General features: G+C 72.0%; 20 protein-coding genes. 6 read left to right on the forward strand and 14 right to left on the reverse strand.

Features of this window, described 5'->3' with window-relative positions; all coding sequences use genetic code 11:
• Positions 1-30 precede the first annotated feature (30 nt).
• The 3 genes from C1A38_RS08835 to C1A38_RS08845 are packed head-to-tail and all read right to left on the reverse strand — an operon-like array spanning position 31 to position 3,376.
• On the reverse strand, positions 31-402 hold the full coding sequence (locus C1A38_RS08835; protein ID WP_043724764.1) for an FAS1-like dehydratase domain-containing protein: 372 nt from the start codon (positions 400-402) through the stop codon (positions 31-33).
• A 29-nt stretch (positions 403-431) separates the two neighbouring features.
• A complete protein-coding gene (locus C1A38_RS08840) occupies positions 432-737 on the reverse strand; it encodes an acyl carrier protein (protein WP_102657349.1) in 306 nt (101 codons plus the stop codon).
• On the reverse strand, positions 734-3,376 hold the full coding sequence (locus tag C1A38_RS08845) for a condensation domain-containing protein (RefSeq protein WP_102657350.1): 2,643 nt from the start codon (positions 3,374-3,376) through the stop codon (positions 734-736). The genes C1A38_RS08840 and C1A38_RS08845 overlap by 4 nt, the downstream gene beginning before the upstream one ends.
• A gap of 84 nt (positions 3,377-3,460) precedes the next feature.
• On the opposite strand from C1A38_RS08845, the gene C1A38_RS08850 reads away from it, so the two are divergent.
• Complete coding sequence (locus C1A38_RS08850) at positions 3,461-3,823, forward strand: acyl carrier protein (protein ID WP_158244870.1); 363 nt, start codon at positions 3,461-3,463, stop codon at positions 3,821-3,823.
• Positions 3,824-3,837: 14 nt separating this feature from the next.
• Positions 3,838-4,608 (forward strand): SDR family NAD(P)-dependent oxidoreductase, encoded by a 771-nt coding sequence (locus C1A38_RS08855; RefSeq protein WP_102657352.1) that lies wholly within the window; start codon positions 3,838-3,840, stop codon positions 4,606-4,608.
• 2 nt (positions 4,609-4,610) lie between these two features.
• On the opposite strand, the gene C1A38_RS08860 is transcribed toward C1A38_RS08855, so the two are convergent.
• From C1A38_RS08860 to C1A38_RS08895, 8 genes are read right to left on the reverse strand one after another with little or no spacing between them, the layout of a single operon-like run.
• Positions 4,611-5,390: a maleylpyruvate isomerase family mycothiol-dependent enzyme gene (locus C1A38_RS08860; protein ID WP_102657353.1), complete on the reverse strand. Its 780-nt coding sequence runs from the start codon at positions 5,388-5,390 to the stop codon at positions 4,611-4,613.
• A 7-nt stretch (positions 5,391-5,397) separates the two neighbouring features.
• Positions 5,398-6,546 carry an aminotransferase class I/II-fold pyridoxal phosphate-dependent enzyme gene (locus C1A38_RS08865; RefSeq protein WP_102657354.1) on the reverse strand — a complete coding sequence of 383 codons (1,149 nt, stop codon included), beginning with the start codon at positions 6,544-6,546 and terminating at the stop codon, positions 5,398-5,400.
• On the reverse strand, positions 6,543-7,967 hold the full coding sequence (locus tag C1A38_RS08870) for an FAD-binding oxidoreductase (protein ID WP_102657355.1): 1,425 nt from the start codon (positions 7,965-7,967) through the stop codon (positions 6,543-6,545). Before C1A38_RS08870 ends, C1A38_RS08865 begins: the two co-directional genes overlap by 4 nt.
• Positions 7,964-9,622, reverse strand: coding sequence for a thiamine pyrophosphate-dependent enzyme (locus C1A38_RS08875; RefSeq protein ID WP_102657356.1), 1,659 nt, complete (start codon positions 9,620-9,622; stop codon positions 7,964-7,966). The genes C1A38_RS08870 and C1A38_RS08875 overlap by 4 nt, the downstream gene beginning before the upstream one ends.
• Positions 9,619-10,854 (reverse strand): ABC transporter substrate-binding protein, encoded by a 1,236-nt coding sequence (locus C1A38_RS08880; RefSeq protein ID WP_233196716.1) that lies wholly within the window; start codon positions 10,852-10,854, stop codon positions 9,619-9,621. Before C1A38_RS08880 ends, C1A38_RS08875 begins: the two co-directional genes overlap by 4 nt.
• A gap of 43 nt (positions 10,855-10,897) precedes the next feature.
• Positions 10,898-12,022: a sulfotransferase family protein gene (locus C1A38_RS08885; RefSeq protein WP_102657357.1), complete on the reverse strand. Its 1,125-nt coding sequence runs from the start codon at positions 12,020-12,022 to the stop codon at positions 10,898-10,900.
• Positions 12,019-12,951 (reverse strand): NAD(P)-dependent oxidoreductase, encoded by a 933-nt coding sequence (locus tag C1A38_RS08890; protein WP_158244871.1) that lies wholly within the window; start codon positions 12,949-12,951, stop codon positions 12,019-12,021. The genes C1A38_RS08885 and C1A38_RS08890 overlap by 4 nt, the downstream gene beginning before the upstream one ends.
• Before the next feature lie 29 nt (positions 12,952-12,980).
• Positions 12,981-14,120 carry a Glu/Leu/Phe/Val dehydrogenase dimerization domain-containing protein gene (locus C1A38_RS08895; RefSeq protein ID WP_102657359.1) on the reverse strand — a complete coding sequence of 380 codons (1,140 nt, stop codon included), beginning with the start codon at positions 14,118-14,120 and terminating at the stop codon, positions 12,981-12,983.
• Positions 14,121-14,271: 151 nt separating this feature from the next.
• Here C1A38_RS08895 and hppD point away from each other — a divergent pair, with 151 nt between their 5' ends.
• The 4 genes from hppD to C1A38_RS08915 are packed head-to-tail and all read left to right on the forward strand — an operon-like array spanning position 14,272 to position 19,952.
• Positions 14,272-15,309, forward strand: coding sequence for a 4-hydroxyphenylpyruvate dioxygenase (hppD, locus tag C1A38_RS08900; protein WP_233196717.1), 1,038 nt, complete (start codon positions 14,272-14,274; stop codon positions 15,307-15,309).
• Positions 15,306-17,717: an aminotransferase class I/II-fold pyridoxal phosphate-dependent enzyme gene (locus C1A38_RS08905; protein ID WP_102657361.1), complete on the forward strand. Its 2,412-nt coding sequence runs from the start codon at positions 15,306-15,308 to the stop codon at positions 17,715-17,717. Before hppD ends, C1A38_RS08905 begins: the two co-directional genes overlap by 4 nt.
• On the forward strand, positions 17,714-19,207 hold the full coding sequence (locus C1A38_RS08910) for an amino acid adenylation domain-containing protein (RefSeq protein WP_102657362.1): 1,494 nt from the start codon (positions 17,714-17,716) through the stop codon (positions 19,205-19,207). Before C1A38_RS08905 ends, C1A38_RS08910 begins: the two co-directional genes overlap by 4 nt.
• A gap of 10 nt (positions 19,208-19,217) precedes the next feature.
• Positions 19,218-19,952, forward strand: coding sequence for a thioesterase II family protein (locus C1A38_RS08915; protein ID WP_102657363.1), 735 nt, complete (start codon positions 19,218-19,220; stop codon positions 19,950-19,952).
• A gap of 20 nt (positions 19,953-19,972) precedes the next feature.
• Here the strand turns inward: C1A38_RS08915 and C1A38_RS08920 are convergent, their stop codons facing one another.
• From C1A38_RS08920 to C1A38_RS08930, 3 genes are read right to left on the reverse strand one after another with little or no spacing between them, the layout of a single operon-like run.
• Complete coding sequence (locus C1A38_RS08920) at positions 19,973-22,480, reverse strand: non-ribosomal peptide synthetase (protein WP_102657364.1); 2,508 nt, start codon at positions 22,478-22,480, stop codon at positions 19,973-19,975.
• Positions 22,473-23,699 carry a cytochrome P450 gene (locus C1A38_RS08925; protein ID WP_102657365.1) on the reverse strand — a complete coding sequence of 409 codons (1,227 nt, stop codon included), beginning with the start codon at positions 23,697-23,699 and terminating at the stop codon, positions 22,473-22,475. Before C1A38_RS08925 ends, C1A38_RS08920 begins: the two co-directional genes overlap by 8 nt.
• Complete coding sequence (locus C1A38_RS08930; protein ID WP_233196725.1) at positions 23,696-24,460, reverse strand: FkbM family methyltransferase; 765 nt, start codon at positions 24,458-24,460, stop codon at positions 23,696-23,698. The genes C1A38_RS08925 and C1A38_RS08930 overlap by 4 nt, the downstream gene beginning before the upstream one ends.
• Positions 24,461-24,534: the final 74 nt, after the last annotated feature.

Here is a 24,534-nt window from a genome sequence, read left to right on the forward strand (position 1 = left end):
CACGCTCGTGCGTGAGGTGCGGGTGAGCGGTCAGCCCGCCGGGGGGACCACCACTGTGGCCTCGGCGGTGACCGCGACGACCGGCGGTTGCAGCGGCTGCGCCGCGGTGACCCCCCGCTCGGGGGTGGCGCGGCAGAGCACCGAACAGGTCAGGGCGACGGTACGGGACCGGGTACGCACCCGGGTCACCGTGGCCGTGAACTCGACGACGTCACCGGCCCGGATCGGGGCGTGGAACTCGACGGCCCGGTAGCCGGCGAGCAGCCCTTCGTCGCCGTCGGTCCGGATGGCGAGTTCGGTGACCGCGTCGCCGAACCCGGCCAGGGCGTACGCGCCGTTGACGAGGTCGCCCGCGTAGCGGACGTCGGCGCGGGAGACGTAGCGCCGGTGGGCCACGCTCATGCCGAGTCGCGGGTCGGTGTCGGGGCCGCTCACTGCGGGGCTCCCTGGCCGGTCCCGCCCTGGAGTTGGTCCACCACCAGGCGGGTCAGCACGTCGCTTGTGGGTTGCTGGAAGAACGCGACGGCGTCCACCTCGACCTCGAAGACCCGGTTGGCGCGGTTCACCAGCCGGATCAGGGCGAGGCTGTCGGCACCTGACTCGAACAGGTTCGCGGTGGGCTGCACGTCGAGTCCGGGCAGGACGGCGGCGAGGACCTCGTCGCGCAGGATGGCCGCAACCGGCTCGTGCAACCCGGTCGGGTCGGGAGATCCGGTCGGGTCGTGCAACGCGGTCATGCCGGATCCTCGGCCAGGCCGAGTTCGGTGACGAGCTGCGCCTGCTGGGCCACCGTCGGATGCTCCAGCAGCTCGATCAGCGGCACCGCGCCGCCGAAGGCCTCCGAGAGTCGGGCCGACAGTTGCTGCAACATCAGCGAGTGCCCGCCGAGGTCGAAGAAGTTGTCGTCGACCTGTGTGGGTGCCCGACCCAGCAGGTCGCGCCACGCGTCGACGACGACCTGCTCGACGGGGCCGGACGGGGCCCGGCCGCCGGTGCGCCCGTCGGCGGTGGGTGCGGGCAGTGCCGCCCGGTCGACGTACCCGTCGGCGGTGTACGGCAGTGCGGGCAGCACGGTCAGCCCGGGCACGGCGAAGCCCGGTAGCCGCTGCTCCAGCCGTTGCCGTACCTGCGACACGTCGGCCGTACCGTCCAGCACCAGGTACGCGTGCGGGGTGCCGTCCGCGGTGGTGATCGTCGTGGCGTCGCGTACGCCGGGACACTCGACCAGCAGGTCGGTGATCTCGCCCGGGTGCAGGGGCACCCCGCGCAGGACGGTCCTCTCGTCGGCCGGGCCGACGAGTTCGACGCGGCCGTCGGCGCGGATCCGGGCGTACCAGCGGGTCGGCTCGCCTGCGTCCGCAGCGTCGCCCAGGTGCAGGGTGCCGAAGGCGCCCTGTGGTAGCGGGCGGCCCGACGGGTGGGCCGTCCACGCCCGCAGCGGGGCGAGCGGTCGACCGGCGTCGACGCGGTGCGGGCCGACCGACAGCCGACCCACCGTGGCCAGGCCGCCGGCGGTGCGCAGGCAGCCGTACCAGACCACGTCGGCGCGGGCGGCGAGCCGCGCGGCGGCGGCGCGGTGCAGGTCACCGACGGCCAGCAGGGCGCAGCCCTGCGGGGCCCGCCAGCCTGCGGGAAGTCGCGCCAACAGGGGCACGGTGGCGCTGAGCAGACCGGGCCGCAGCCGGTCCACGAGCGCGGTCAGCTCGCTGCCGTCGTCGGGAACGCGGATCAGCTCGGCGCCGGTGGCCTCGGCCAGCGCGGCGTCCACGTCGGCCAGGGCGCTGCCGGGGGGTGCGGTGCTGAGCAGGCGGCCGATCGCCCCGAGGGCGGCGGCGGCAGCCGGGATCGTCGCGAGCGGGGAGTCGACCGGGGTACGCCGAGCGCCGTCACCGGCTGCGGTGGTCGGGGCGGTGCGGGCCTCGTGGACCACCGGCAGCGCGGTGACCGGCGTGTCGACGTCGTCGACCACGGCGGCGACGAGCGCCCAGAACTGTCCGGCGAGGGCGACGATCGTCGACTCGTCGAAGATGTCGTCGTTGTACGGCCACTGCGCGCCGAGCTGCGCCCCGTGCAGGATGTTGACGCCGAGGTCGTACTCGGTGCCCTCGGACCGCAGCGGGAACGGCTCGCCGCGCAGGCCGGTGGGGGCCAGCGGCAACCCGGTGCCGTCGTCGGCCAGGTACGAGTAGGAGACCTGGTACAGCGGCGGGACACCGGCCTCGCGGACCGGGTTGACGTCACGCACCACCCGCTCGTACGGCAGCTCCTGTCGGGCGTACGCGGCGAGGGCGTGGGCGTGTTCGCGCGCGATGACCTGCCGGGCGGTGTCGGTGTCGCGTACCTGGGAGCGCAACGGCAGCACGTTGACGAAGTAGCCGATGAGGTTCTCGGTCTCCGGGTGGGCCCGCTCGCTCTTGGGCACGCCGATGACGATGTCCTCCTGGCTGCTGTACTGCCACAGCAGGAGGCGGTAGCAGGCGAGCAGGAGCACCGACGGGGTGGTACGCCACGCCCGCGCGGCCTCGTGGACCCGCTCACCCAGCCCGTCGGGGGCGGTGTCGTAGTAGAACCGTCCGGCGCCCTCGTGCCGGGCGGGGCGGGGCCGGTCGGTGGGGATGGCGAGCTTGTGCGGCGCGTCGCGTAGGTGCTGCTGCCAGTAGTCGAGCAGCCGGTCCAGTCGTTGGCCGTCGAGGCGGTCGCGTTGCCAGACGGCGAAGTCGGCGTACTGGATCGGCAGGGTGGGCAGCGGCGGCGCGGTGCCGTACGCGGCGGCTTCGTACCGGTTCCACAGGTCGCGGAGCAGGATCGCCCGGGACGGCATGTCGGCGACGGCGACGTGTTGGTTGACGACCAGGACGTGGTCGTCGTCGGCGAGCCGGTAGAGGCGGATCCGCAGTGGCGGCTGCGTCGCGAGGTCGAAGCCGGCGAGCGCGTCGGCGCTGGCCCGCTCGGCACAGGCCGCGGGGTCGGCGCCGGTGAGGTCGACGAGCGCGAAGTCCACAGTGCCCACGGGCAGGATCTGTTGGGCCGGTCTGCCGTCGATCGTGGTGACGATGGTGCGCAGCGAGTCGTGTCGGGCGGCGAGGTCGGCGCAGGCGCTGCGCAGCGCGGCCAGGTCGAGCTCCCCGTGCAGGCGGCTGGCGGTGGGGAAGGCGAAGATGTCGCGCCGCTGGTAGAGCTGTTCGAGATACCAGAGCCGTTCCTGTGCGTACGACAGCGGTGCCGGCGCGTCGGGATCGGGCCGGGGGGCCAGCGGCGCGGTCGAGCGGGGCGGTTCGGCGCGGGCGCGCAGCACGCGTTCCAGCGCCCTGCGCCGGTCGGGCGGCAGGTGGTCGAGTCGCCGCTGGAGGGCTTCCGTGTCGGACTCCATGGTCATGCGTCGCCTCCGAACTTGAGCCTTGACTCACGATATAACTGTAGTCAATAGTCTAGTTGTTGCTTGGTTGATCAGGGGGTGCGGGTGGACACCGAAAACCGGACCGGCGACACCGGAGACGACCAGGTTCTGCGCCGACTGCGCGACGAGTGCTACGCCGTCGTGCTCCCGGGCGTCCCGGTGTCCGCCGACGACGACCTGTTCGAGGTCGGTGGCGACAGCGTCATGCTGATCCGGCTGGTCGCCATGGCCCAGCTCGCCTTCGGCGTCGAGATCGACGCCCTGCGCTACTTCCAGCGCCCCACGCTCGCCACGCTCGCCGCCGAGGTGCGGCAGGGCCTGGCCCCGCAGACCGTCGACGATCGGCTGCTCGACGACGTGCTGGCGCGGGTGGAATCGATGACCGACGACGAGGTGCAGCGCCTGCTCGACGGCGCGGGATCGTGACGAGGGAGGCACCCATGCGGCTGGCCGGCAAGGTCTGCCTGATCAGCGGCGGTACCGCAGGCATCGGCCTGACCACCGCCGAGCTGTTCGCCCGGCACGACGCGCAGGCCGTCGTGGTGACCGGCCGCGACCCCGAGCGGGGCGCCGAGGCGGTCGAACGGATCGGCGGGCCCGCCTGGTACCTGCCTCAGGACGTGGTCGACGAACACCGCTGGGACGCGGTCGTCGACGCGGTCGTCGCCCGGTACGGACGCCTCGACATCCTGGTCAACAACGCCGGCTGGATCGGCGACGAGCAGGCCCAGGACATCGAGGAGGTGGAACTGGAGCAGTGGCGGCGCATCCTCGCGGTCAACCTGGACAGCGTCATGCTCGGCTGCCGTGCCGCGGTACGGGTGATGGGGGCCAGCGGCGGCGGCAGCATCGTCAACGTCTCCAGCACCGCCGGGCTGATGTCCACCCCGCTGTTCACCGCGTACGGCGCGGCGAAGGCCGCCATCACCCAGCTCACCAAGTCCGTCGCGGTGCACTGCGCCTGGCGGCGGTACGGCATCCGGTGCAACTCGGTGCACCCTGGACTGATCGAGACCGACCTGGGTGACCGGGTGCTCGCCCTGTTCGATCCGGACGTGGACCGGGCCCGCACCGCGTACCTGGCCCGGGTGCCGATGGGTGAACTCGGCACCCCCGACGACGCGGCGGCGGCGATCCTCTATCTCGCCAGTGACGAGTCCCGGCACGTGACCGGGACCCAACTGGTGGTCAGCGGTGGCCTCGGGGTCTGAGGCTACGGCGTGATCTGACTCTTCAGCAGTCGCTGCACCAGGTCGGTGTCACCGCTGACCAGGTGTGTACCGTCGGCGAACGGCAGCCGCTGCCAGAGCAGCAACAGCACCTGCTGGGCCGGTCCGCGTACCACCGCCACCGACTCGTCCGCAGCAGCAGCCCTCGGGCCGCTGACCGCCGGAACCCGGTTGCCCGACGGGGTCAGCACCCACCGGTGCCCGGTGTCGGACAGCTCCACGGTCACCGGGCCGGTGAGCGTGGTGACCGGTTTGCCGTCCCAACGGTGGCCGACCGCCAGCATCACCCGCAGCACCTCGTCCACGCCGTCGGCGGCCAGCAGTTGCGGCACCGGTCGCAGTTCGCCCAGGGTCAGGTCGGCGTCGCGTCCGTGGATCAGGGTTTCGTGGAACTGCCGCCGGAACCAGAAACCGGCGGCCCGGGGCACGGTGCTGAAATTCCAGCAGGGCGCGTCCGGGTCGGTCCGGGCCAGCTCGTCGAGGAGCAGGTCCGCTCCGGCGCGGTACCAGTCCGCCAGGTCGGCGTCGTCGTCCGGCTTCGGCACCTGCCGGGCCCGCTTGCCGGTACGGATGTTCTCCACCGCCCACCGGTGGATGCCGCCGAGGTGGGCCACCAGATCCCGCAGCTGCCAGTAGCGGCTCACCTGTGCCGGTACCGGCACCGACAGGTCGGCCTTGCGGGCGATCGCCTCGAACGCGGCCATCTCCGCCGCAAGTGGATCGAGGTAGTCCCGTGCCGCCAGGGGCAGCGCAGTCGGTTCCATCGTCAGATCACCCTCCCGCGGTCAGACGGTCACCCGCCAGCCGCAGCGTATCGAGACGTTTGCAGAATGCGAAGCGGACAAGTCCTCGGCCCCGCTGCGGATCGGCGTAGAACCGGGAGGCCGGGATCGCCGCCACCCCCCGACTGTGGATCAGCTCCGTGCAGTACTCCACGTCGTCGTCGGTGCACCTGCCGAGCAGGAAGAAGGTCCCCTCGTTGTCGGCCAGGGTCAGCGGGGTGCGTTGCAGGTAGTCCCGCAGCACCGCCCGCCGCTGGGCGTACTGGGCGCGCAACAGCTCGTAGTAACCGCTGGCCGGGGCGTCGGTCACCATCACGGCGGTGGCCAGTTGCAGCGGAGTGGCCGGCGCGAACGTCACGAACTGTTTGACCGCGCGCAGCGCCGCCGTCAGAGCCGGTGGGGCCACCGCCCAACCGACCCGCCAGCCGGTCGCCGAGAAGGTCTTCGACACCGACGAGATCGTCACGGTACGGTCCCGGCATGCCGCGACCTCGGCGACCGGAAGGTGCTCCACCCCGTCGAAGGTCAGGTGCTCGTACGTCTCGTCCGAGACCAGGTATGCGTCGTACTTCTCGGCGAGTTCGCCGATGAGCGTCAGTTCCGGCTCGCGGAGCACCCGACCGGCCGGGTTCCACGGCGTATTGAGGAAGACCAGTCGGGTGCGCGGATTGAACGCCTCGGCGAGCCGCTCGGGATCCAGCCGGAACTCGGGGAAGTCACAGGGGACGTAGCGCACCGTCGCCCCGGCCGCCGTCACGGTGGGCGGGTACTGCTCGTAGCAGGGTTCCAGGACGATCGCCTCGTCGCCCGGTTCGAGCAGCCCGAGCGCGGCGCACCAGATCGCCTCGCTGGCACCGGCGGTCACCGTGACCTCGGTCTCCGGGTCGACCTGACGTCGATAGCGGCGCAGCAGGTCGGCGGCGATCGCCTGACGCAGCGCGGGCATCCCGATGCTCATGCTGTACTGATGCCCGCCTCTGCGTACCGCCTCGTCGGCGGCGGCCAGCAGGGCGGCCGGTGGACCGAAGTCCGGTGCCCCCTGGGCCAGGTTCACCGCCTGCTGCCGGGTCGCCTGCTGGCTCATCGCCGTGAAGATCGAGGTCCCGTACGGGCGCAGGGAACTGCGGAGCAGGGTCATGCCGGCACCTCCGCCCGGAGCCGCACCTGGTCGCCTCCGGTGGCGAAGATCCGCCCGCCGTTGAGGATGCCGTGCGGGTCGAGAGCCTGCTTGAGCAAGCGCATCGTGGCGATCTCCGCCGGGCGTCGGGAGTAGGCCAGGTACGGCTCCTTCTCGAAGCCGATACCGTGCTCGGCGGAGATCGACCCCTGGTAGCGCTCCACGTTGCGGTAGACGATGTGCTCGACCTCCGCCTTGCGTCGACGGGTGGTCTCGCCGGTGATCACCGCGATGTGCACGTTTCCGTCGCCCAGGTGCCCGAAGACCTGCAACGACACCTGCGGCCACAGCTCGCGCAACTCGCGGTCGACAGTGGTCAGGTAGGCCTCCAGGCACGTCGCGGGCAGGCTCACGTCGAAGCCGAACAACGGCCCCTCGCCACCGAGGATGAGTGACGGGATCCGTTCCCGTACCGCCCACAGGGCCGCCACCTCCGCGGGCTCCAGCCCGACGGCGGACTCGGTGATCAGGTCGTCGCAGCCGTCCAACGCCGAGACGAACCGCTCGGTGTCGCCGACCGGGTCCGAGCCCTGGATCTCCACGAGCGCGTAGACCGGGTACCGGCCGACGAGCGGTGTCCGCACCGTGTCGCGCAGCGGCAGGATCAACTGGTACGCCTCGTCCCAGATCGCCTCGAACGCGCTCACCGAGCCCGGCAACGCCGCGCGGAGCCGGCCCAGCAACGCCAGTGCCGCGTCCACGCCGGACAGCCCGCAGAAGGCCACGTAACGGGTACGGGGCAGGGGCTGGAGGCGCAGCACCGCCCGGGTGATCACCCCGAGTGTTCCCTCGGAGCCGATGAACAGATGCTTGAGGTCGTACCCGGCGTTGTTCTTGACCAGCTTGTGCAGCCCGGGCAACGTGGTCCCGTCGGCGAGCACCGCCTCGACGCCGAGCACCAGGTCACGTGTCATGCCGTAGCGCAGCACCCGGTTGCCGCCCGCGTTGGTGGCCAGGCAGCCGCCGATCGTGCACGACCCGCGTGAGGCCAGGTCCAGCGGGAACATCAGCCCGTGCCGTTCGGCGGCCTCCTGCACCTGTTGCAGCGTCGCACCCGCCTGGACCGTCATCGTCGCGCCGACCACGTCGATCTCCTCGATCGCGGTCATCCGTTCCAGCGAGAGCACCACCTCGTGTGCGTCCGGGACGCCACCGCCCACCAGCCCGGTCATCCCGCCCTGCACCACCACCGGCTGACGCCGACGATGGCACTCCGCCAGTACGGCCGCGACCTCACCGGTGTCCGCCGGGCGGACCACCACCGTCGGCGTACCGATCCGGTCGCTGCCCCACAGATCCTGTGCGTACCGGGCGCCGATCGCGTCACCGAGCAGCACGTGGTCGGCACCGACGAGACCGGTCAGTCGCTGCACGAGGTTCATCGGACCCTCCCGAGGTCGGTGAGGCGCTGGTAGGCGGAGATGTGCGTGAGGCTGGTGCGTACGTGCACCACGACCGGGCCGGGGTGGGCGAGCGCCTTCGACAGCACCGGCTCCACCTCGGCGTCGGTGCCGATGGTGAGACCCAACGCCCCGTACGCGTGGGCGAGCAGGGCGAAATCGGGATTGGTCAGGTCGGTGCCGACGACCCGTCCCGGACTGCGGCGCTCCTGGTGTTGGCGGATGGTGCCGTAGCTGCCGTTGTCGGCGACGACGATGACCACCCGGGCGTGGCGCTGGACCGCGGTGGCCAGTTCGCTGCCGGTCATCAGGAAACCCCCGTCGCCGACGAAGACGACTGTGGGCTGCTCCGGGTGACGCAGTGCGGCCGCCACACCCGCCGGTACGCCGAAACCCATCGCGCTCGACCCGATGCCCAGCAGCCGGCCTTCCTCGACCACCCGGTGGTACCGGTGCACCCAGGAGGTGAAGTTGCCGGCGTCGACGGTGACCACGCCACGCCCCGAGGTCAGGTCGCTCAGCACCGCGACGACCCGACCGAACACCACCCCGTCGCCGGCGGTGACGGGAGTCCACTGTGCCTGTTCGGCCTCGTGGTCGGCGAGTTGCCGGACCCAGTCGTCGTCGACGATGGCGCGCGGCGGTGCGGCGGCGAGCTGCTCCAGGAAGGCGGCCGGGGAGCAGGCGTACGCCAGCCGGGGCCGGTAGGCCCCACCGGGCACCGTCGCGTCCGGGTACACGTGCACCAGCGCGGTGCCCGGGTCGGGCAGCGTGTACCGCTGGGTGCTGACGGCGTCGAGTCGGGTGCCGACGGCCAGCACCAGGTCGGCGCGGCCGACCAGGTCGCGCTGGTGTGCCGGGGTCGCCAGGTGCAGGTGCCCGGCGTACAACGGGTCGGTGTTGTCGTACAGGTCCTGCCGCTTGTTCGTCACCAGCACCGGCAGGCGGTGCCGGTGGGCGGCCACTTTCAGCGCGCGTCGGCCCTGCGGGGTGTCCACCTGGGAGCCGGCGACCAGGACCGGTCGTCGGCTCGCGGACAGCAGGGCCAGGGTCCGGTCGATCGCGTCGGCCGGCGCAGGGGCGACCTCGGTCGCCACCGGTGCCCCGGAGCCGGACACCGGCACCGGTGCGGTGAGCACGTCCTCCGGTACGACGAGCACCGCCGGTCCGGGTACCCCACCGCGTGCGGCGGCGAGAGCGCGGGCGGTGAACTCGGCGACATGGTGGGGATGCCCGACGGTGAACACCCCGCGCGACATCCCGGCGAAGGTGCCCTGGTGGTCGAGTTCCTGGAAGGAGCGTCGCCCGCGCTCGGCGGTGGGCACGTCGCCGACGATCAGCAGCAGCCCGGTGGCGTCGAGGTCCGCCGAGTGCACCGCGATCGCGGCGTTCGTCGCACCCGGGCCGCGGTTGACCAGCACCACCCCCGGTGTGCCGGTGAGTTTGGCGTCCGCCAGCGCCATGAAGGCGGCCCCGCCCTCGTGGCGGCAGGTGACCAGGTCGATGCCGGCGTCGGCGAGCCCGTCCAGCACCGGCAGGAAACTCTCGCCCGGTACGCAGAAGACGCGGTCCACGCCGTGCGCGCGCAGCGTGGCGACGAGCCGGGCGGCGGCCGTCGTACCTGCGGGGTCGGTCACCGGACGACCTGCGCGTCGCGGTCGGGGCGGGTCAGCGTACCGGTACGGGCCTGGGGCGGGTAGACGATCGTCGCGTCGTCGAAGGTCTGTCCGACCTGCTGGTACTGCATCAGGACGATGGGTGGCGGGCTGTGGTGCCAGTGCTGGTCGTCCCGCTGGAACCGCACCGGGCCCCGCCAGGTGTCGAACTCGTGGGTCTCCAGCGCCTCGATCAGCGCCTCGCGGCTCAGTTCGCGCGCGGCGTCGGCGGCCTGACCGAGGATCGTGACGTCGGTGAAGGCGTTCAGCGCGTTGTCCGGTGGGAACGAACCGAAGCGTTCGGCGTAGCGCTCGGTGAACCAGCGACCGATCTCCGTCAGACCCGGCCAGGACGGCCGGTACAGCAGCGCGGGCCAGATGACGTGGTTGCCGACCTCGCCGGCGAGGCGCCAGTAGTCCTGCGAGCGCATCGGGAAGGGGAAGAGGACCACGAGCATCGGTCCGGGCAGCAGTCCGACTTCCGCGGCCTGTTGGATGATCATGTAGTTGGTCCGGACCACACCCCCGTTGATGAGGACGTCCGGCGCGAAGTCCTTGACCGCCCGGAGCTGGTCGCGGACGTCGTCGGTGGTGTCCTGCGGGAAGTCGAAGCGGAGCACCTCGACGCCGCGTGCGGTCAACTCGTCGGCGATGGTGTCGGCGTTCATCAGGCCGAAGACGGTGTCCGCCGCGAGGATCCCCGCCTTGCGGACCCCCTGTTCGACGAGCAGGTCGGCGATCATCGGGGCCCGGTCGGCGATGGTGAAGTAGGTGCGGAAGAGGGTGCGGCGACGTTGCTGGGTCAGCGTGCTGTGCCCGTTCTCCACGAACAGCGGCACGCCGAACAGTTCGGCGGCCGCCGACACTCCGGGTGCGGTCCGCAGATGCCACTGCCCGATGACCGCGTGCACCTGGTCAACCAGGGCGAGTTTCGCCAGCCCGCCGACGGCGCTGCGCTGCATGATCTCGCCCTCCTCCAGTGGCTGGTCGTTCTGCAGCACCAGCCGCACCGGCAGCCCGCCGCGTACGCCGCCGCGTTCGTTGAGGTACTCCGCGCCGAGGCAGGCCGCCCGCACGATCAGTTCACCGGCGGTGGCGTCACCGGGACCGGTGACCGGCGTCAGCAAGCCGATGGTGAGCGCCTCGCCCGCCCCGACCGTGGCGTCGTTGGTGGCCGCGATCAGCGCGGCGGCGCGAGATTGGGGTGTGGTCACGGGGTCCTCCCTGGTGCGGCGGTGCTGCGGGTCGCGGGGCAAGTCACGGACGGTGGAACGCGGCGAACTCCCGGGCCAGGCGGGCCGGATCGAGTCCGTAGTCTTCGGCCCGGTACCGGTAGGCGCCGGTGCTGTACTGCGGGTGGTTCGCGAGGTAGCGGCGCATGGCCGCCTCGGCCGGTGCCGCCAGCCCGATGCCGAGCTGGTCGCAGATGTCGCGCAGGACGGCGATCGGGTCGCGGAGCAGGGCGGGGTAGTCCGCCTCGATCAGTTGCACGGTCGAGGGCAGGGCGCTGCGGTCGCGCGCGTACCGGCGCAGTCCGGTGCCGACCGCCGTCGACCACTGCCGACCTATCTCGTGCCGGTCGATGGCCGCGCAGCGGGCGCCGCGTACCGTCTCGCAGAGCAGGCAGGTGGAGGCCACGGTGACAGCGGGATCGCGGTGCAGCACCACGATCCGTGCGTCGGGGTAGACCTGGACCAGGTCGCGCAGGTGCCACAGGTGGAACGGGCACTTGAGGACCACCTGACGGCCGGGGCGGCGCCACAGGATCGCCTGGAGTTGGCGGCGGTGGTCCCGGTACGCCTGCACCATGCCGGTCTCGTCGAGCCAACGGTCGTACGACGGCACCCGGTAGCGCATCCCGTAGACCATGCTGGCGAAGGCGTTGCCGGTCAGCCGGTGGCACTCGTCGGGGCGGTTCGCGTCGAGGAAGTGCATCGACCGCAACAGTGGGGCGACCCGGTAGTACTCGTCGACGTACCCCTGGGCCCGGTCGGCGAGCGTCCGCGCGTCCGCGCCGGGTTCGCTGACCGGCAGCATCAGCTCCCACAATGCGGGCGCCCGCAGCGCGGGGTGTTCGGTGAGCAGGTTCTGCACGAGCGTGGTGCCGCTTCTGAGCAGCCCGGTCACGAAGATCGGCCGGTGCACCGGGACGGCGCCGACCTGAGGTACCTGCGCGTGCAGCCGGTCCACCGCGGTCCGCGTCCGCAGGGCCGCGACCAGACTGGCGTGTACCGCGGCCGCACCCTGCGGGTGCAGTCGGGCCTCCTCGCGCAGCGCGTCGGCGAGCCGGTGCAGGCCCTGCTGGTAGTGGGCGTCCGGGTCGACGGGGTGGTCCGCCTCGGCGAGCATGGCGGTGGTGTCGAGGGTGACCTGGGTGGTCATGCGATCTCCGTCCGGGCCAGGTAGGGGCAGCCGGTAGCGCCCTGCTCGGCCGGTGCCACCGCGGCCGACCAGGCCGCGAACTCGGCGAGGAAGACCTTGGCCACGGCGTGTTCCTCCTCCGGGAAGCGGTACGCCCCGTGCGGCGTGACGAACAACCGGGGCACGCTCCACAGCGGGCTCCCCGGTGGCAGCGGCTCCTCGTCGTGCACGTCCAGCACCGCGCCGCGCAACCGCCCGGCCCGCAACCTGTCGACCAGGGCGGCGGTGTCCATGGTGTCGGCGCGGCCGACGTTGACCACGACCGCGTCGTCCGGCAGCGCCTCGATCACCTGCCGGTCGACCAGACCACGGGTGCCCGGGTTGCTCGGCAGGGTGTTGACGAGGTGGTCGGTGTCCGCGGCGGCGGCCCGCAGGACGTGCGGCGGCAGGACCGTGCCGGCCAGTGGTGACGGTCGGGCGGTGCGGGTGATCGCGGTGACCCGTACCCCGAATGCGGCGGCCAGTTCGGCTACCGCCGAACCGATGCGGCCCAGGCCGAGCAGCAGCAGTCGGGAGCCGGCGACCAGTCGCGCGTCGGGTAGCTGCCAGCGATGCTCGTGTTGCTGGTCACGGAGTCGGGGCAGGTCCTTGGCCAGGGCCAGGACCGCCGTCCAGGCGAACTCGGCGACGGCACGGACGGGGACGGTGGCGGAGGTGGTGACCCGCAGTCCGGGCGGCGCACCGGCGGCGGCGAGATGATCCGTACCGGTCCCGGTCAGGTGCAGCCAGGACAGCCGGGTGCACCGCTTCAGCAGGCCGTCGGGGAGCCGGTTGGCGACGAGTACGTCGATCGTTTCCGGCTGCGGCGGGTCGGTCCGCAGGTCGGACGCGACGTCGACGCGTACCCCTGGGTGGGCTGCCTGTAGGGCCCGGGTGATGGCCGGGCCCATGCTCGGGTGGTACACACAGACGCGCGGGCTCATACGCTCAGCGGTTCCGCGGCGATGGTCCGTGCGTGGACGCGCTGGGCGGCGAGGGAGTCGGCGACGACGCTCAGCGGGCGATCGGTGCCGTGGGCCTGGGTGATGACCTCGGCCGTGTTGTCCCTGATGATCGTGGCGACGGTCTCGAACAGGGCGGCGACCAGGCTGTCCGGGTCGGTGTACGTGCCGACCGAGTCGGTGAGCAGCATTCCTGTCACCGCCGCCGCCCCGACGTTCACCACCGGGCCGGGCAGGGTGTGCACGCCGCGCTGGAGGAGCAGCTTCTCGGCGGCGGGGGTGCAGGTCAGGTTGCCGGCCTCGACGAGCAGGTGCGGGATGACCCGGTCCACGTTCGTCTCGTTGACAGCTCCGCTGCCGGCGGCGAGGACCAGGACGTCGGCGGGGACGTCGAGCCAGGCGTCCGACGCGTCGGTCAACTCGATTCCGGCGGGCAGGCGGCGCCGGTCGATGGTGCCGGTGCTGTCGGTGGCGTCCAGCAGCGCACTGACCGGGAGTCCGCCGGTGGCGCTGATGGTGCCGAGCCGGTCGGCGACGGCGACGATCGGATAGCCGCGGGCGGCGAGCCCGGAGGCGACCGCCCGGCCGACGACACCGAAGCCCTGGATGACGATGGAACGCACCGCCTCCGGCCCGAGCAGCTGGGCGGCGGCGGTGTCGACCGCCTCGCAGACCCCGAGCCCGGTCACCTCGCGGCAGCGCCGCCACAGTTCCCCCCAGCTGCACGGCAGCCAGGGGAGTTGACGCCGGGGATCGAAGCCGGCGGCGGAGAAGAACAGGTCCCGGTCGTCGTGGGTGATGCCCTGGTCCGAGCCGAGGTACAGGCCGCCGCGCAGCAGGGGGGTGAGCTGCCGGCCGAACGCGGTCAGGACCTTGTTGCGGTGCGGTCCCGGTGGCAGGCCGCAGCGGATGCCGGCCTTCGCGCCGCCGATCGGCACCCCGGCCAGGGCCAGTTTTCTCGTCATCGCCGAGGCGAGGCCGGCGACCTCGTCGACGGTGACGTCGGTGGTCATCCGGGTTCCGCCCATCGCCCGGCCGGCGACGAGTGAGTCGACGACGACGAACGCCTCGACGTCGTTCTTCTCGTCGCGGATAAGGATCCTCATCTGACTGGTCATGCGACTCCGATCAGGGAAAAGCCGCCGGTCACACCGACGTCGGCTGCCGTGGCGGTCCGCGTCCCGCGCGCCGTTGACGAGGCGATACTAAACAACTAACGTGACAAGAGTAAAGCAGACATAACAACAGTCAACAGTGGTGGGAGTCGAAGTGTTCCGTGACATCCCGTACCTGGACCTGGTCACCGACGATCCGCAGAGCGTCATCGGCTACCTGTCCGACCAACTCGCCTTCGTTCCGGCGGCACGCGCCGCCGACGCCGATCGGCAGGCGTTGGCGCTGCGAAACGGCCCGGTGACAATCGTCGTGTCGTCCCCGGTAGGCGCCCGTGGGCCGTACGCGAAGCACCTCGACCGGCACGGCGCGGGCATCATCGACGTCCCGATGACGAGCACCGACTTCGACGCGGACGTCCACCGGCTCGTACGGTCCGCGACGCCGATGCTGCCCGCGCCGGGCGGCGCCGCCCGCGCCGCGGGGTTCGGACCGGTCGTGCACACCCTGCTCCCCGTCGGAGCCGATCCCCTGCCGCCCGGCCTGTCCTGGACCTACCTGCCCGAACAGCCCGTCTCCCGGGGCGCGCTCGACATCCAGGCCCTCGACCACATCGCCGTCTGCCTGCCCGGGGGCACCCTGCAACAGACCGCCGACCACTACGCCGACGCCTTCGGCCTGCCCCGGTACTCCAGCGAGTACATCGAGGTCGGGGCACAGGCGATGGATTCGGTGGTGGTCCGCAGCCCGTCCGGCGCCATCACCTTCACCCTCATCGAGCCCGACCTGTCGCACGCGCCCGGACAGATCGACGAGTTCCTCGACCGGCACGCCGGAGCGGGCGTCCAGCACCTGGCCTTCCTCGTCGACGACATCGTCACCGCCGTCCGGCAGGGACGCGACGCCGGGATCAGCTTCCTCACCCCACCGGGCGTCTACTACGAGACGTTGCTGGAACGAGTCACCTCGCTGCGCGACCGCATCGCGGACCTGCGCGACACCGGGGTGCTCGCCGACTGCGACGAGTGGGGCTACCTGCTCCAGATCTTCACCCGCTCGCCGTACCCGCGTCGGACCCTCTTCTACGAGCTGATCCAGCGCAACGACGCCCGTGGCTTCGGCAGCGCCAACATCCGCGCCCTCTACGAGGCGGTGGAACGCGAGCGCCAACGCGAGAGCACGCGGACCCGATGACGGCGTACCTCACCCTCGACGACCTCGCCGCCACCGCCCGCAGCAAGCTACCGGCCGAGGTCTGGGACTTCGTCGAGGGCGGCGCCGGCCGGGAACGGACCCTCGCGGCCAACCGGGACGCGTTCGCGCGGATCAGGCTCCGGCCCCGGGTGCTGACCGGGGTGACCGAGGTGGACCCCAGGGTCGACGTCCTCGGCCGTGCCTGGGCCGCCCCGGTCGGCATCGCGCCGCTGGCGTACCACACCCTGGTCCACCCGGACGGGGAACTGGCCACCGCGCGGGCCGCCGGCGCCTGCGGCGTACCGCTCGTCGTCAGCACCATGGCCGGTCGCGCGTTCGACGAGATCCGCGCAGAGACCACCGCGCCGCTGTGGCTGCAGCTGTACCCACTGCGCGATCCCGCCGCGACGGCACATCTGGTGCGTACGGCCGAGCGAGCGGGATTCGACGCGCTGGTGCTCACCGTCGACGCTCCCCGTCTCGGCCGCCGCCTGCGCGACCTGCGCAACGGCTTTCGGCTGCCGGACGGCGTCGCACCGGTCAACCTGCCCGCGTCCTGGCGCACCGGGGCCGCCCGTCCCGCCGGACACGCGGAGACCCACTTCGCGACCGGACTCACCTGGGACGACGTCGCCCGGTGGTGCGCCTCGACCACGCTCCCCGTCATCGTCAAGGGGGTGCTGACCGCCGAGGACGCCCGGCTGGCCGTCGCGGCGGGCGTCGCCGGCCTGGTCGTCTCCAACCACGGTGGACGGCAACTCGACGGCGCGACCGCGTCCATCGACGCCCTGCCCGAGGTGGCCCGCGCCGTCGACGGCGCCGCCGTGGTCCTGCTCGACGGCGGCGTACGCACCGGCGCCGACGTCCTCGGCGCGCTGGCTCTCGGCGCCACCGGGGTGCTGGTCGGACGGCCGGTGCTGCACGGGCTGGCCGTCGACGGGGAACAGGGGGTCGGCGAGGTCCTCCGCATCCTGATCGAGGAGTTCGTCGAGAGCATGTTCCTGACCGGTCTGGCCGCCGTCGCCGACATCGGTCCGGCCACGGTCACCGCCCCCTTCACCGGCCCTGTCACCGCCCCCGTCACCGGTCCACCGGAGCCGACCGCCGGCGCGCTGCCGACCGGCCTGCATCTCACCGACCTGCACGCGAGCCTGCGTCATCCGGTGCTCCGCACCATGACCTTCCTCAACGAGATCGTCGCCCGCTATCCCGACGCGGTGTCGTTCGCACCCGGTCGTCCCTTCGAGGACGGCTACGACCTGGCGGAACTGTCCGGGCACCTGGGTGCCTACCTCGAACACCGGCAGGCCGGCGGGCAGACCGGAACGGTCCTGACCCGTGAGCTGTTCCAGTACGGCCCGACCGCCGGCACGATCCGCGACATCGTCGCCCGGACGGTCGCCCAGGACGAGGGAATCCACGTTGCCCCCGAGGCGTACGTGATCACGGTGGGGGCGCAGGAAGGGCTGTTGATCACCGTCCGGGCCTTCTGTGCCGGCCCCGACGACGTGCTGCTGGTTCCCGACCCCTGCTACACCGGCGTCACCGGCGTGGCGAGCCTGCTCGGCGTGAGCGTCGAGGCGGTCCCGGAGACCACCGACGGTCCCGACCTGGCGTATCTGGACCGCCTGCTGGCACGGCTGCACGCCGAGAAACGGCGGGCCCGACTGCTGTACCTGGTCCCGGACGCCGCCAATCCCTCCGGCACCACGATGAGCCGCGACGCCCGCGAGCACCTGCTGCACCTGCTGCGGCCGTACGGCACGGTGGTGCTCGAAGACACCCCGTACCGGCTGCTCGGCCCCGCCGACCGTCCACCCACGCTCAAGGCGCTCGATCGACACGGGCAGGTCGTCCACGTGGGATCGTTCGCCAAGTCCGCCTTTCCCGGTGCCCGCGTGGGCTACGTCATCGCCGACCAGACCGTGTACCGACCCGACGGCACCGGCCTGCTGGCCGACGAACTCAGCAAGATCAAGAGCATGGTCACGGTGAACACCTCACCGGTCAGCCAGGCACTCATCGGTGGACTGCTGCTGCGCGCCGGTCACCGGCTCGGTGCGGCCACCGCCCCGGCCGCCCGCCGATACTCGGCGATGATGCGCCTGCTCCGCGCCGAACTGGACCGCCACTTCCCGCAGCCGGTACGCGACCGGCTCGGGGTCAGCTGGAACGACCCGGACAGCGGCTTCTTCCTGAGCCTGACCGTGCCGTTCGTCGCCGGCGACGAGCAACTCGACGACTGCGCCCGTCGCTACGGGGTGCTGTGGACGCCGATGAGCTACTTCCACGTGCGTTCCGACGCCGGGCAGCGCGCCGTACGACTGTCCGTCAGCTACCTCACCGAGCAGGAGATCGTCGACGGCGTCGGACGGCTGGCCCGCTTCATCACGGACACCGCGTCATGACGGCAGCCGGTACGACCCTCGCCGTACCCCTGGTGCGCCGGTGGATGCGGCGTGCCCCGCACGCCCCGGCCGTACGTCAGGGTTCTGACACCCGCGACTACCAGGCCGTCGCCGGTCTGGCCCGGGCCGTGGCCGACCGGCTCACCGCCGCCGGAATCCGGGCCGAGGACCGGATCGCGGTCCTGGCCGACCGCAGCGCGGACCTGCCCGCGGTACTGCTGGGCATCGCCGCGGCCGGTGCGGTCTGCGTACCGATGGACGCCACCCACCCGGCGGACCGGCTCCGCTACGTCGCCACCGACGCCCAGGCCCGTCTCCTGCTCACCGACGGGACGCAACCGGTGCCGCCCACCCTGGCCGGGCTGCCGGTGCTGCGCCTGGACACGCTCGTCGCGGTGTCCGGGGAGGTCGACTTCGACGGCCATCCGCACCAGCTCGCCTGCCTGCTCTACACCTCCGGCTCCACCGGGCGCCCCAAGGGAGTCGGCGTGACCCACGGCGCGCTGGCCAACTGCCTCACCGCGACCGCCGAGGCGCTGGCCTACGCCCCCGGCGAGCGCTGGCTCGCGGTCACCCCGCTCACCTTCGACATCGCCATGCTGGAACTGCTCATGCCGCTCACCACGGGCGGACAGGTCGAGATCGCCAGCCGTGAACAGGCGCGCAGCGGCCCCGACCTGGCGCGGCTGCTGGCCACCACCAGACCGCGCTACCTGCACGCCACCCCCTTGACCTGGCAGATGCTGTTCACCGCAGGCTGGACCGGGGACGGTGGGCTGGTTGCCCTGATCGGCGGCGATCGGGTGCCACCGGCCCTCGGCGGCCGACTGGCGGAGCGCGTCGAACGGGTGCACCACCTGTACGGCCCCACCGAGGCGACCATGTACGCGGTCAGCGACATCGTGCCTCCCGGGCCACAACCCGCCGTGCTGCCGATCGGTACCGCGATTCCCGGCACCCGGGCGGTGGTCCTCGACCGCGCGCTGCGACCGGTGCCGGCCGGTACCGTCGGCGAACTCTGCCTCGGCGGCGTCTGCCTGGCCCGCGGCTATCTCGGTCGGCCCGCGCTGACCGCCGAGCGCTTCGTACCCGACCCCGATCATCCCGGCGAGCGGCTCTACCGCACCGGCGACCGGGCGCTGGTGCTGCCCGACGGGCGGCTGGAACTGCGGGGCCGCGACGACGACCAGGTGAAGATCCGTGGCCACCGGATAGAGCTCGGCGAGATCGAGAACGTGATGAGCGAACACCCCGACGTCGCGGTGGCCGCCGCCGTGGCCGTACTGGTCGGCGCGGACCAGCGTCTCGTCGGGTACGTGCAGCTGCGTCCGGCCGCCTCGGCGTCGGCGCTCGACACGCTTCGCGCGTACCTGCGCGACAAGCTGCCCGGACACATGCGGCCCACCGCGATCGGGGCGCTGCGCACCATGCCCATCACGACGACCGGGAAGGTGGATCGCGCCGCGCTCGCGCGGATCCGTCTGCCCTGAGGGAGGACCCATGACGGTAGACGCCGCACGCGCGAACGGATGGTTGCTGCGCCCGGTTTCCGGTGATCCGGCCGCTCGCCTGTTCTGCCTGCCGTACCTCGGTGCCGGCGCGTCGATGTATCACCGCTGGCCGCGCCGCATCGGCGAGGTCGAGGTCTGCCTGCTGCAACCACCGGGTCGGGAGAACCGGCTGCTGGAACCGGCCCACCGGGCGTACGAGCCGTTCGCGGAGGATCTGCTGGCCGCCGTCGAGCCGCTGCTGGATCGGCCGTACGGCCTCTTCGCGCACTGCAACAGCGTCTTCGCCGCGTACGTGGTGGCGCTGCGGCTGGCCGCGGCCGGCCACGCACCACGGCGCTTCTTCGCCTCTTCGATGGTCGCCCCCGACCAGGTCCCGTTCGGCAGCCTGCTCGACGTGCCCGCCGACCGCCTGCCCGAGGTCGTCGCCGACCTGATGCGGGCGCGCGGCACCGAACCCTCACCGGAGATCGTCGAGCTGGCGATGGAGGCCGTCGAGGCAGACCTGTGCGCCTACCGTGACTTCGGTGGTGCCGCCCCCGCACCGATGCCCTGCCCGGTCACCGTGCTCTCGTGGCGCGGCGACCGGACGGTCCCGCCGAGCCTGACCACCGGCTGGACCCGGTTCGGTCAGGACCGGGCGGTCAGTCTCGACGGTGACCACTGGGCGTTCCTGGACCCCTCGCCGGCCCTCCTGCGGATCATCGCCGAGGATCTGGCCGGCTGAGGGGTCCACCGCACCGGGTACTACAGCCGTGCGACCGCTGCGGCGAAGTCGGCGAGCACCGGCTTCTCGAACAGCAGTCGCATCGGCAACCGGTTGAGCTGGTACGCCTGTCGCACCGAGCCGATCATCTGGGCCGCCACCAGCGAGTGTCCACCCAGCTCGAAGAAGCTGTCGGTACGCCGTACCTGGGCGACTCCCAGCGCGTCCCGCCACAGGCCGGCGATGCGCTGCTCGTCCGGGCTCTGCCACTGCTCGACCGGCCCGGCGGGCGCCTCGCCCGACGTCTCCGGCAGGGCGGCACGGTCGATCTTGCCGCTGCTGTTCAGCGGCATCGCGTCCAGCACCACGTAGGTGGCCGGGAGCATGTACTCGGGCAGCGCCCGGCTCAGCGCCGCGCGCAGCGCTCCGCGTAGCGCCACCGGGTCGGTGCGCGCATCGTCGACGGTCAGGTACGCGACCAGCCGGTCGTGATCGCCGTCGCGGCGCATCACCACGGCCGCGTCGCGCACCATGGGCTGAGCCATCAGATGATGCTCGATCTCGCCCAGTTCGACCCGGAAACCGCGCAGCTTCACCTGATGGTCCACGCGCCCGAGGTGGTACAGCCGGCCGTCGTTGCCGAATCGGCCGAGGTCTCCGGTGCGGTACATGCGCGAGCCGGCCGGGCCGTGCGGGTCGGGCAGGAAGGCTGCCGCGGTCAGCGCGGGCTGGCGGCGGTATCCGCGGGCCAGGCCCACTCCGGCCACGAAGATCTCGCCGGGCGCGCCGACCGGTACCGGCCGCAACCGGTGATCGAGCAGGTGGACCGCGAGGTTCGGCAGGGCGGTGCCGATCGCGGGCGCGTCGGTGACCGGGGCGGCGACGTCGGTGAACGTGGCACACACTGTCGTCTCCGTCGGGCCGTACGCGTTGACGAACCGGCGGCCCGGCGCCCAGGCGGCGGCGAGGTCGGTGTCGCACTGCTCCCCGGCGGAGACGACCAGGCGCGGGTTGCCGAGGTCGTCCGGGGTGAGCGCACGGAGCAGGGTCGGGGGGTACGTGCCGACCGTCAGGCCCAGCTCCCGGATCTCGGCGGCGATCTCGGCCGGGGTCGCCTCGGCGGTGGTGAGGACGCCGAGGGTCGCCCCACCGGCGAAGGCCATCGTCATCTCCCAGACGGAGGCGTCGAAGGCCGCCGAGGAGAACAGCGACACCCGGTCCTGCGGACCGACCGCGAACTCGTCCCGCAGGGTCACCACCAGGTTGGCCAGCCCGGCCTGGGTGACCTCGACGCCCTTGGGTCGCCCGGTCGACCCGGAGGTGTAGATGAGGTAGGCCAGTTCCGCCGGGTCCGGCAGGTCGGTGACGGGCGTGTCGGGCTGGGCGGCGATCGCGGCCTCGTCCCGGTCGAGCAGCAGCAGCGGGCCGCTGTGCGCCGCGACCGCGACGGCCTCGCTCGCGGTGCTGACGACGAGTGTCACGTCGGCGGCGTCGAGGATGTCCCGGAGCCGTTCGGCCGGGTGGCGGGGATCGAGTGGCAGGTACACCGCCCCGCTCTTGAGTACGGCGAGGAAGCTGAGCGGCAGGTCGATGCCGCGTCCGACGCAGACGCCGACCACCCTGCCCGGCCCCGCGCCCGCCTGCCGTAGGTGATGTGCCAGCTTCGTGGCCCGGACGTCCAGCTCCCGGTAGCTGATCGAGGTGTCCCGGGTCCGGACCGCGGTGGCGTCCGGGTGGGCCGCGGCTACCTCGGCGAACAACTGCGCCGGTACGGCCGTGACCGGCGTCGCGCCCGGACGGGGCGGACGGTCCAGCAGCTCCTGGTCGGCCGGGCTGAGCATCGGCAGGTCGGACAGGCGTGTGCCGTCCTGCGCCGTGGCGCCCGCCAGCAGCAGGGTGAGCTGGTGCAGCAGCCGCTGCGCGGTGGTGGCGGTGAACCAGGGCGACCGGTAGTGCAGCGCGGCACGGCTGCCGTCGTCGGCCAACCACAGCTGCAACTGCGCGCCGTCGACCATCGCGGGTGGCGTGTCCGCGACCGAGACCACCAGCTGGGGCGGCCCGGAGAGCGCCGACAGCGTCGACGCGTCGAGGTTGCGGTGTGCCAGTGCGTCGAGCAGTACCTCCCGGGTGCGGCGCAGCACGTCGGTGAAGGTGGGCTCGCCGGAGCAGTCGAGACGTACCGTCACGGGCAGGACGTGTTCCGGGTGCCGGGCCCTCGCCAGGGGCGTGGTGACCAGGATGTCGTCCTGTCCGGTCAGGCGCGACGCCCAGGCGGCCACGGCGGCCGTCACCACCATCAGGGTGCTGGCCCGCTCGCGTCGGGCGAGCACGGCGACCGCCCGTCCGACGGTCGGTGGCAGCGTCAGCTCGCAGGAGGCGGGTGAGGCGGACGGTGCGGACACCGGCGGTTGGTCGTACGGCAGGCCGAGCCGGGGCGGCGCGCCCCGCAGGTGCCGCCGCCAGTACTCCACGTGTCGCGGGTCGTCGCTCAGGTCGGTCGGGGTGCCGGGCCTGCTCGTCGGTCCTGCGGAGGTCAGCGCCTCAGTCACGATCGTCCTCCAGGTGAATGCGTACGGGAAGCTGGTCCAGACCCCACATCAGGTTCGACCTGAGCCGGCGGACCGGTCCGGTCAGCTCGAAGCGCGCCACCTGACTGGCCAGTGCGTCGAGGGCGACGCGTAGTTCGAGCCGGGCCAGGGCGGCGCCGATGCAGAAGTGCTGCCCCATGCCGAAGGTGACGTGCCGGTTGGGCCACCGGGTGATGTCGAAGCGGGACGCGTGGGGGAACGCCGCCTCGTCGCGGTTGACCGCCGGGTTCCAGATGGTCACCTGTTCACCGGCCTCGACGAGTTGCGGCCCGACCACCACGTCGGTGAGTGCGGTACGCATGACGTGCAGGCTCGGCGCGGTCCACCGCAGGATCTCCTCGACGGCGGTCGCCATGACCGCTTCGGTGTCGTGTCGCATCCGCTGCCACTGGGTGGGGTTGTCGATGAACGCCAGCACCCCGCCGGCCGTGGCGTGCCGGGTGGTCTCGTTACCGCCGGTCAGGATGCCGTTGATGTTGACCTGGATGTCCTCGTCGGACATCCGGTAGCCGGCCGACTGTCCGGTCACCATGGCGCTGACCAGGTCGTCGCCGGGGCGACGTCGGCGTTCGGCGATCAGGTCGGCCGAGTACAGGAAGATGTCGGCGTGCGCCTGCTCCTGCAGCTGCGCGCTGATCGGGTCGCCGCCGTCCTCGGTGACCGAGCCGAACGCGGTACGGGTCAGCTCGATCATCAGGTCCCAGTCGTCGCGTGGTACGCCCAGCAGTTGACAGGTGACGTAGAGCGGCAGCCGTCCGGCGATGCGGTCCACGAAGTCGAACGAGTCGAGATCGCGTACCTCGTGGAGGAGCTGCCGGACGATGGTCCGCATGCTCTCCTCGAGCCGTCGTACGGATCGTGGGGTGAAGGCCGGGTTGAGCACGTCCCGCATCCGCCGGTGCCGGGTGCCGTCGGTGACGATGAGCATCTTGCCGGCGGAGGCCCGCCCGGCCGCGCCCTCCCCACCGATGCGCATGCCACGCTCGGAGGTGAAGGACTGCCGGTCCTCGTAGACGGCGGTGGCGAGCCGATGGGTGGTGATCGCCCAGAACTCGGAGCCGTCCGGCCGCCGGTTGCGGTACATCGGGGCGTGCTCGCGCAGGTGGTCCCAGACCTGGTACGGGTTGCCGCTGACGTACAGCTCGGGGTCGCCGAGGTCCACGTCGGTCAGTTGGTTCACCGCGCACCTCCGGTGGGGCGTACCGCGAACAGTTCGAAGATGTCGGTGCCGGTCAGCAGCGGATCCTGGGCCACACCCACCCGGTATCCGCGTTCGGTGAGTTCCTGCCGCAGCTGGTGCAGCCGTCCGTCGATGTCGTGCAGCTGCACGACGACCTGCCGGATCGTGGGCCAGTGCCGCTCGGCGATCCCGCGCAGCACCTCGACCTCCGCCTTCTCCACGTTGATCTTCAGCAGGTCGATCGGCTCTCCGCCCAGTTCGTCGGCGATCTCGGAGAAGGTGCGCAGCTCGCAGGTGAGCGTCTCGCTGTCGTGCCGGTCGGCCACCATCTCCTCGATGTCGTCGGTGTCGAACCCGCTGTTGGCGAGGAAGGCCCGGGTGAGCTGTTCGTCGTACCCGCGATCGGCGTGGAAGCTGGTCATCGCGGTGATCTGCGGATAGTTGGTCAGCACCGCCCTGCCGGGCCGGTCGGACAACGCGAACGGGTAGGCGGTGCCCCGGACGCGATGTTCGGCGAAGTTGGCGGCGAGTGCCTGGTAGCACCGGGGTGCGGGTTCGAAGGCGAAGACGCGGCTGCCGGCCTCCCAGTGGAAGAAGAGTGAGGCCACACCGACGTTCGCCCCCACGTCGAAGACGGTCCCACCTGGCGTCAGGGTGACGCCGTGTTGCAGGTAGGCGCGTCCGGTCACGATGTTGCGGTACATCAGGCTCGTCTCGCCAGCATTGAGTTGCATGACGTCGTAGCCGTTGGGCAGGCGCATCCGTTCCACGCGCCGTACCTCCGTTTCGGTCGACCCTTCGTACCCTGCCATTTCAGTCACTTAATATTGACTGT

It is taken from the genome of Verrucosispora sp. ts21, from assembly GCF_002879555.1.
GTDB lineage: Bacteria > Actinomycetota > Actinomycetes > Mycobacteriales > Micromonosporaceae > Micromonospora > Micromonospora gifhornensis.

Coding starts and splice junctions, on each gene's coding strand:
- C1A38_RS08835 (WP_043724764.1), bottom strand. CDS start 402: ATGAGCGTGGCCCACCGGCGCTACGTCTCCCGCGCCGACGTCCGCTAC.
- C1A38_RS08840 (WP_102657349.1), bottom strand. CDS start 737: ATGACCGCGTTGCACGACCCGACCGGATCTCCCGACCCGACCGGGTTG.
- C1A38_RS08845 (WP_102657350.1), bottom strand. CDS start 3,376: ATGACCATGGAGTCCGACACGGAAGCCCTCCAGCGGCGACTCGACCAC.
- C1A38_RS08855 (WP_102657352.1), top strand. CDS start 3,838: ATGCGGCTGGCCGGCAAGGTCTGCCTGATCAGCGGCGGTACCGCAGGC.
- C1A38_RS08860 (WP_102657353.1), bottom strand. CDS start 5,390: ATGGAACCGACTGCGCTGCCCCTGGCGGCACGGGACTACCTCGATCCA.
- C1A38_RS08865 (WP_102657354.1), bottom strand. CDS start 6,546: ATGACCCTGCTCCGCAGTTCCCTGCGCCCGTACGGGACCTCGATCTTC.
- C1A38_RS08870 (WP_102657355.1), bottom strand. CDS start 7,967: ATGAACCTCGTGCAGCGACTGACCGGTCTCGTCGGTGCCGACCACGTG.
- C1A38_RS08885 (WP_102657357.1), bottom strand. CDS start 12,022: ATGACCACCCAGGTCACCCTCGACACCACCGCCATGCTCGCCGAGGCG.
- C1A38_RS08890 (WP_158244871.1), bottom strand. CDS start 12,951: ATGGGCCCGGCCATCACCCGGGCCCTACAGGCAGCCCACCCAGGGGTA.
- C1A38_RS08895 (WP_102657359.1), bottom strand. CDS start 14,120: ATGACCAGTCAGATGAGGATCCTTATCCGCGACGAGAAGAACGACGTC.
- C1A38_RS08905 (WP_102657361.1), top strand. CDS start 15,306: ATGACGGCGTACCTCACCCTCGACGACCTCGCCGCCACCGCCCGCAGC.
- C1A38_RS08910 (WP_102657362.1), top strand. CDS start 17,714: ATGACGGCAGCCGGTACGACCCTCGCCGTACCCCTGGTGCGCCGGTGG.
- C1A38_RS08915 (WP_102657363.1), top strand. CDS start 19,218: ATGACGGTAGACGCCGCACGCGCGAACGGATGGTTGCTGCGCCCGGTT.
- C1A38_RS08930 (WP_233196725.1), bottom strand. CDS start 24,460: ATGCGCCTGCCCAACGGCTACGACGTCATGCAACTCAATGCTGGCGAG.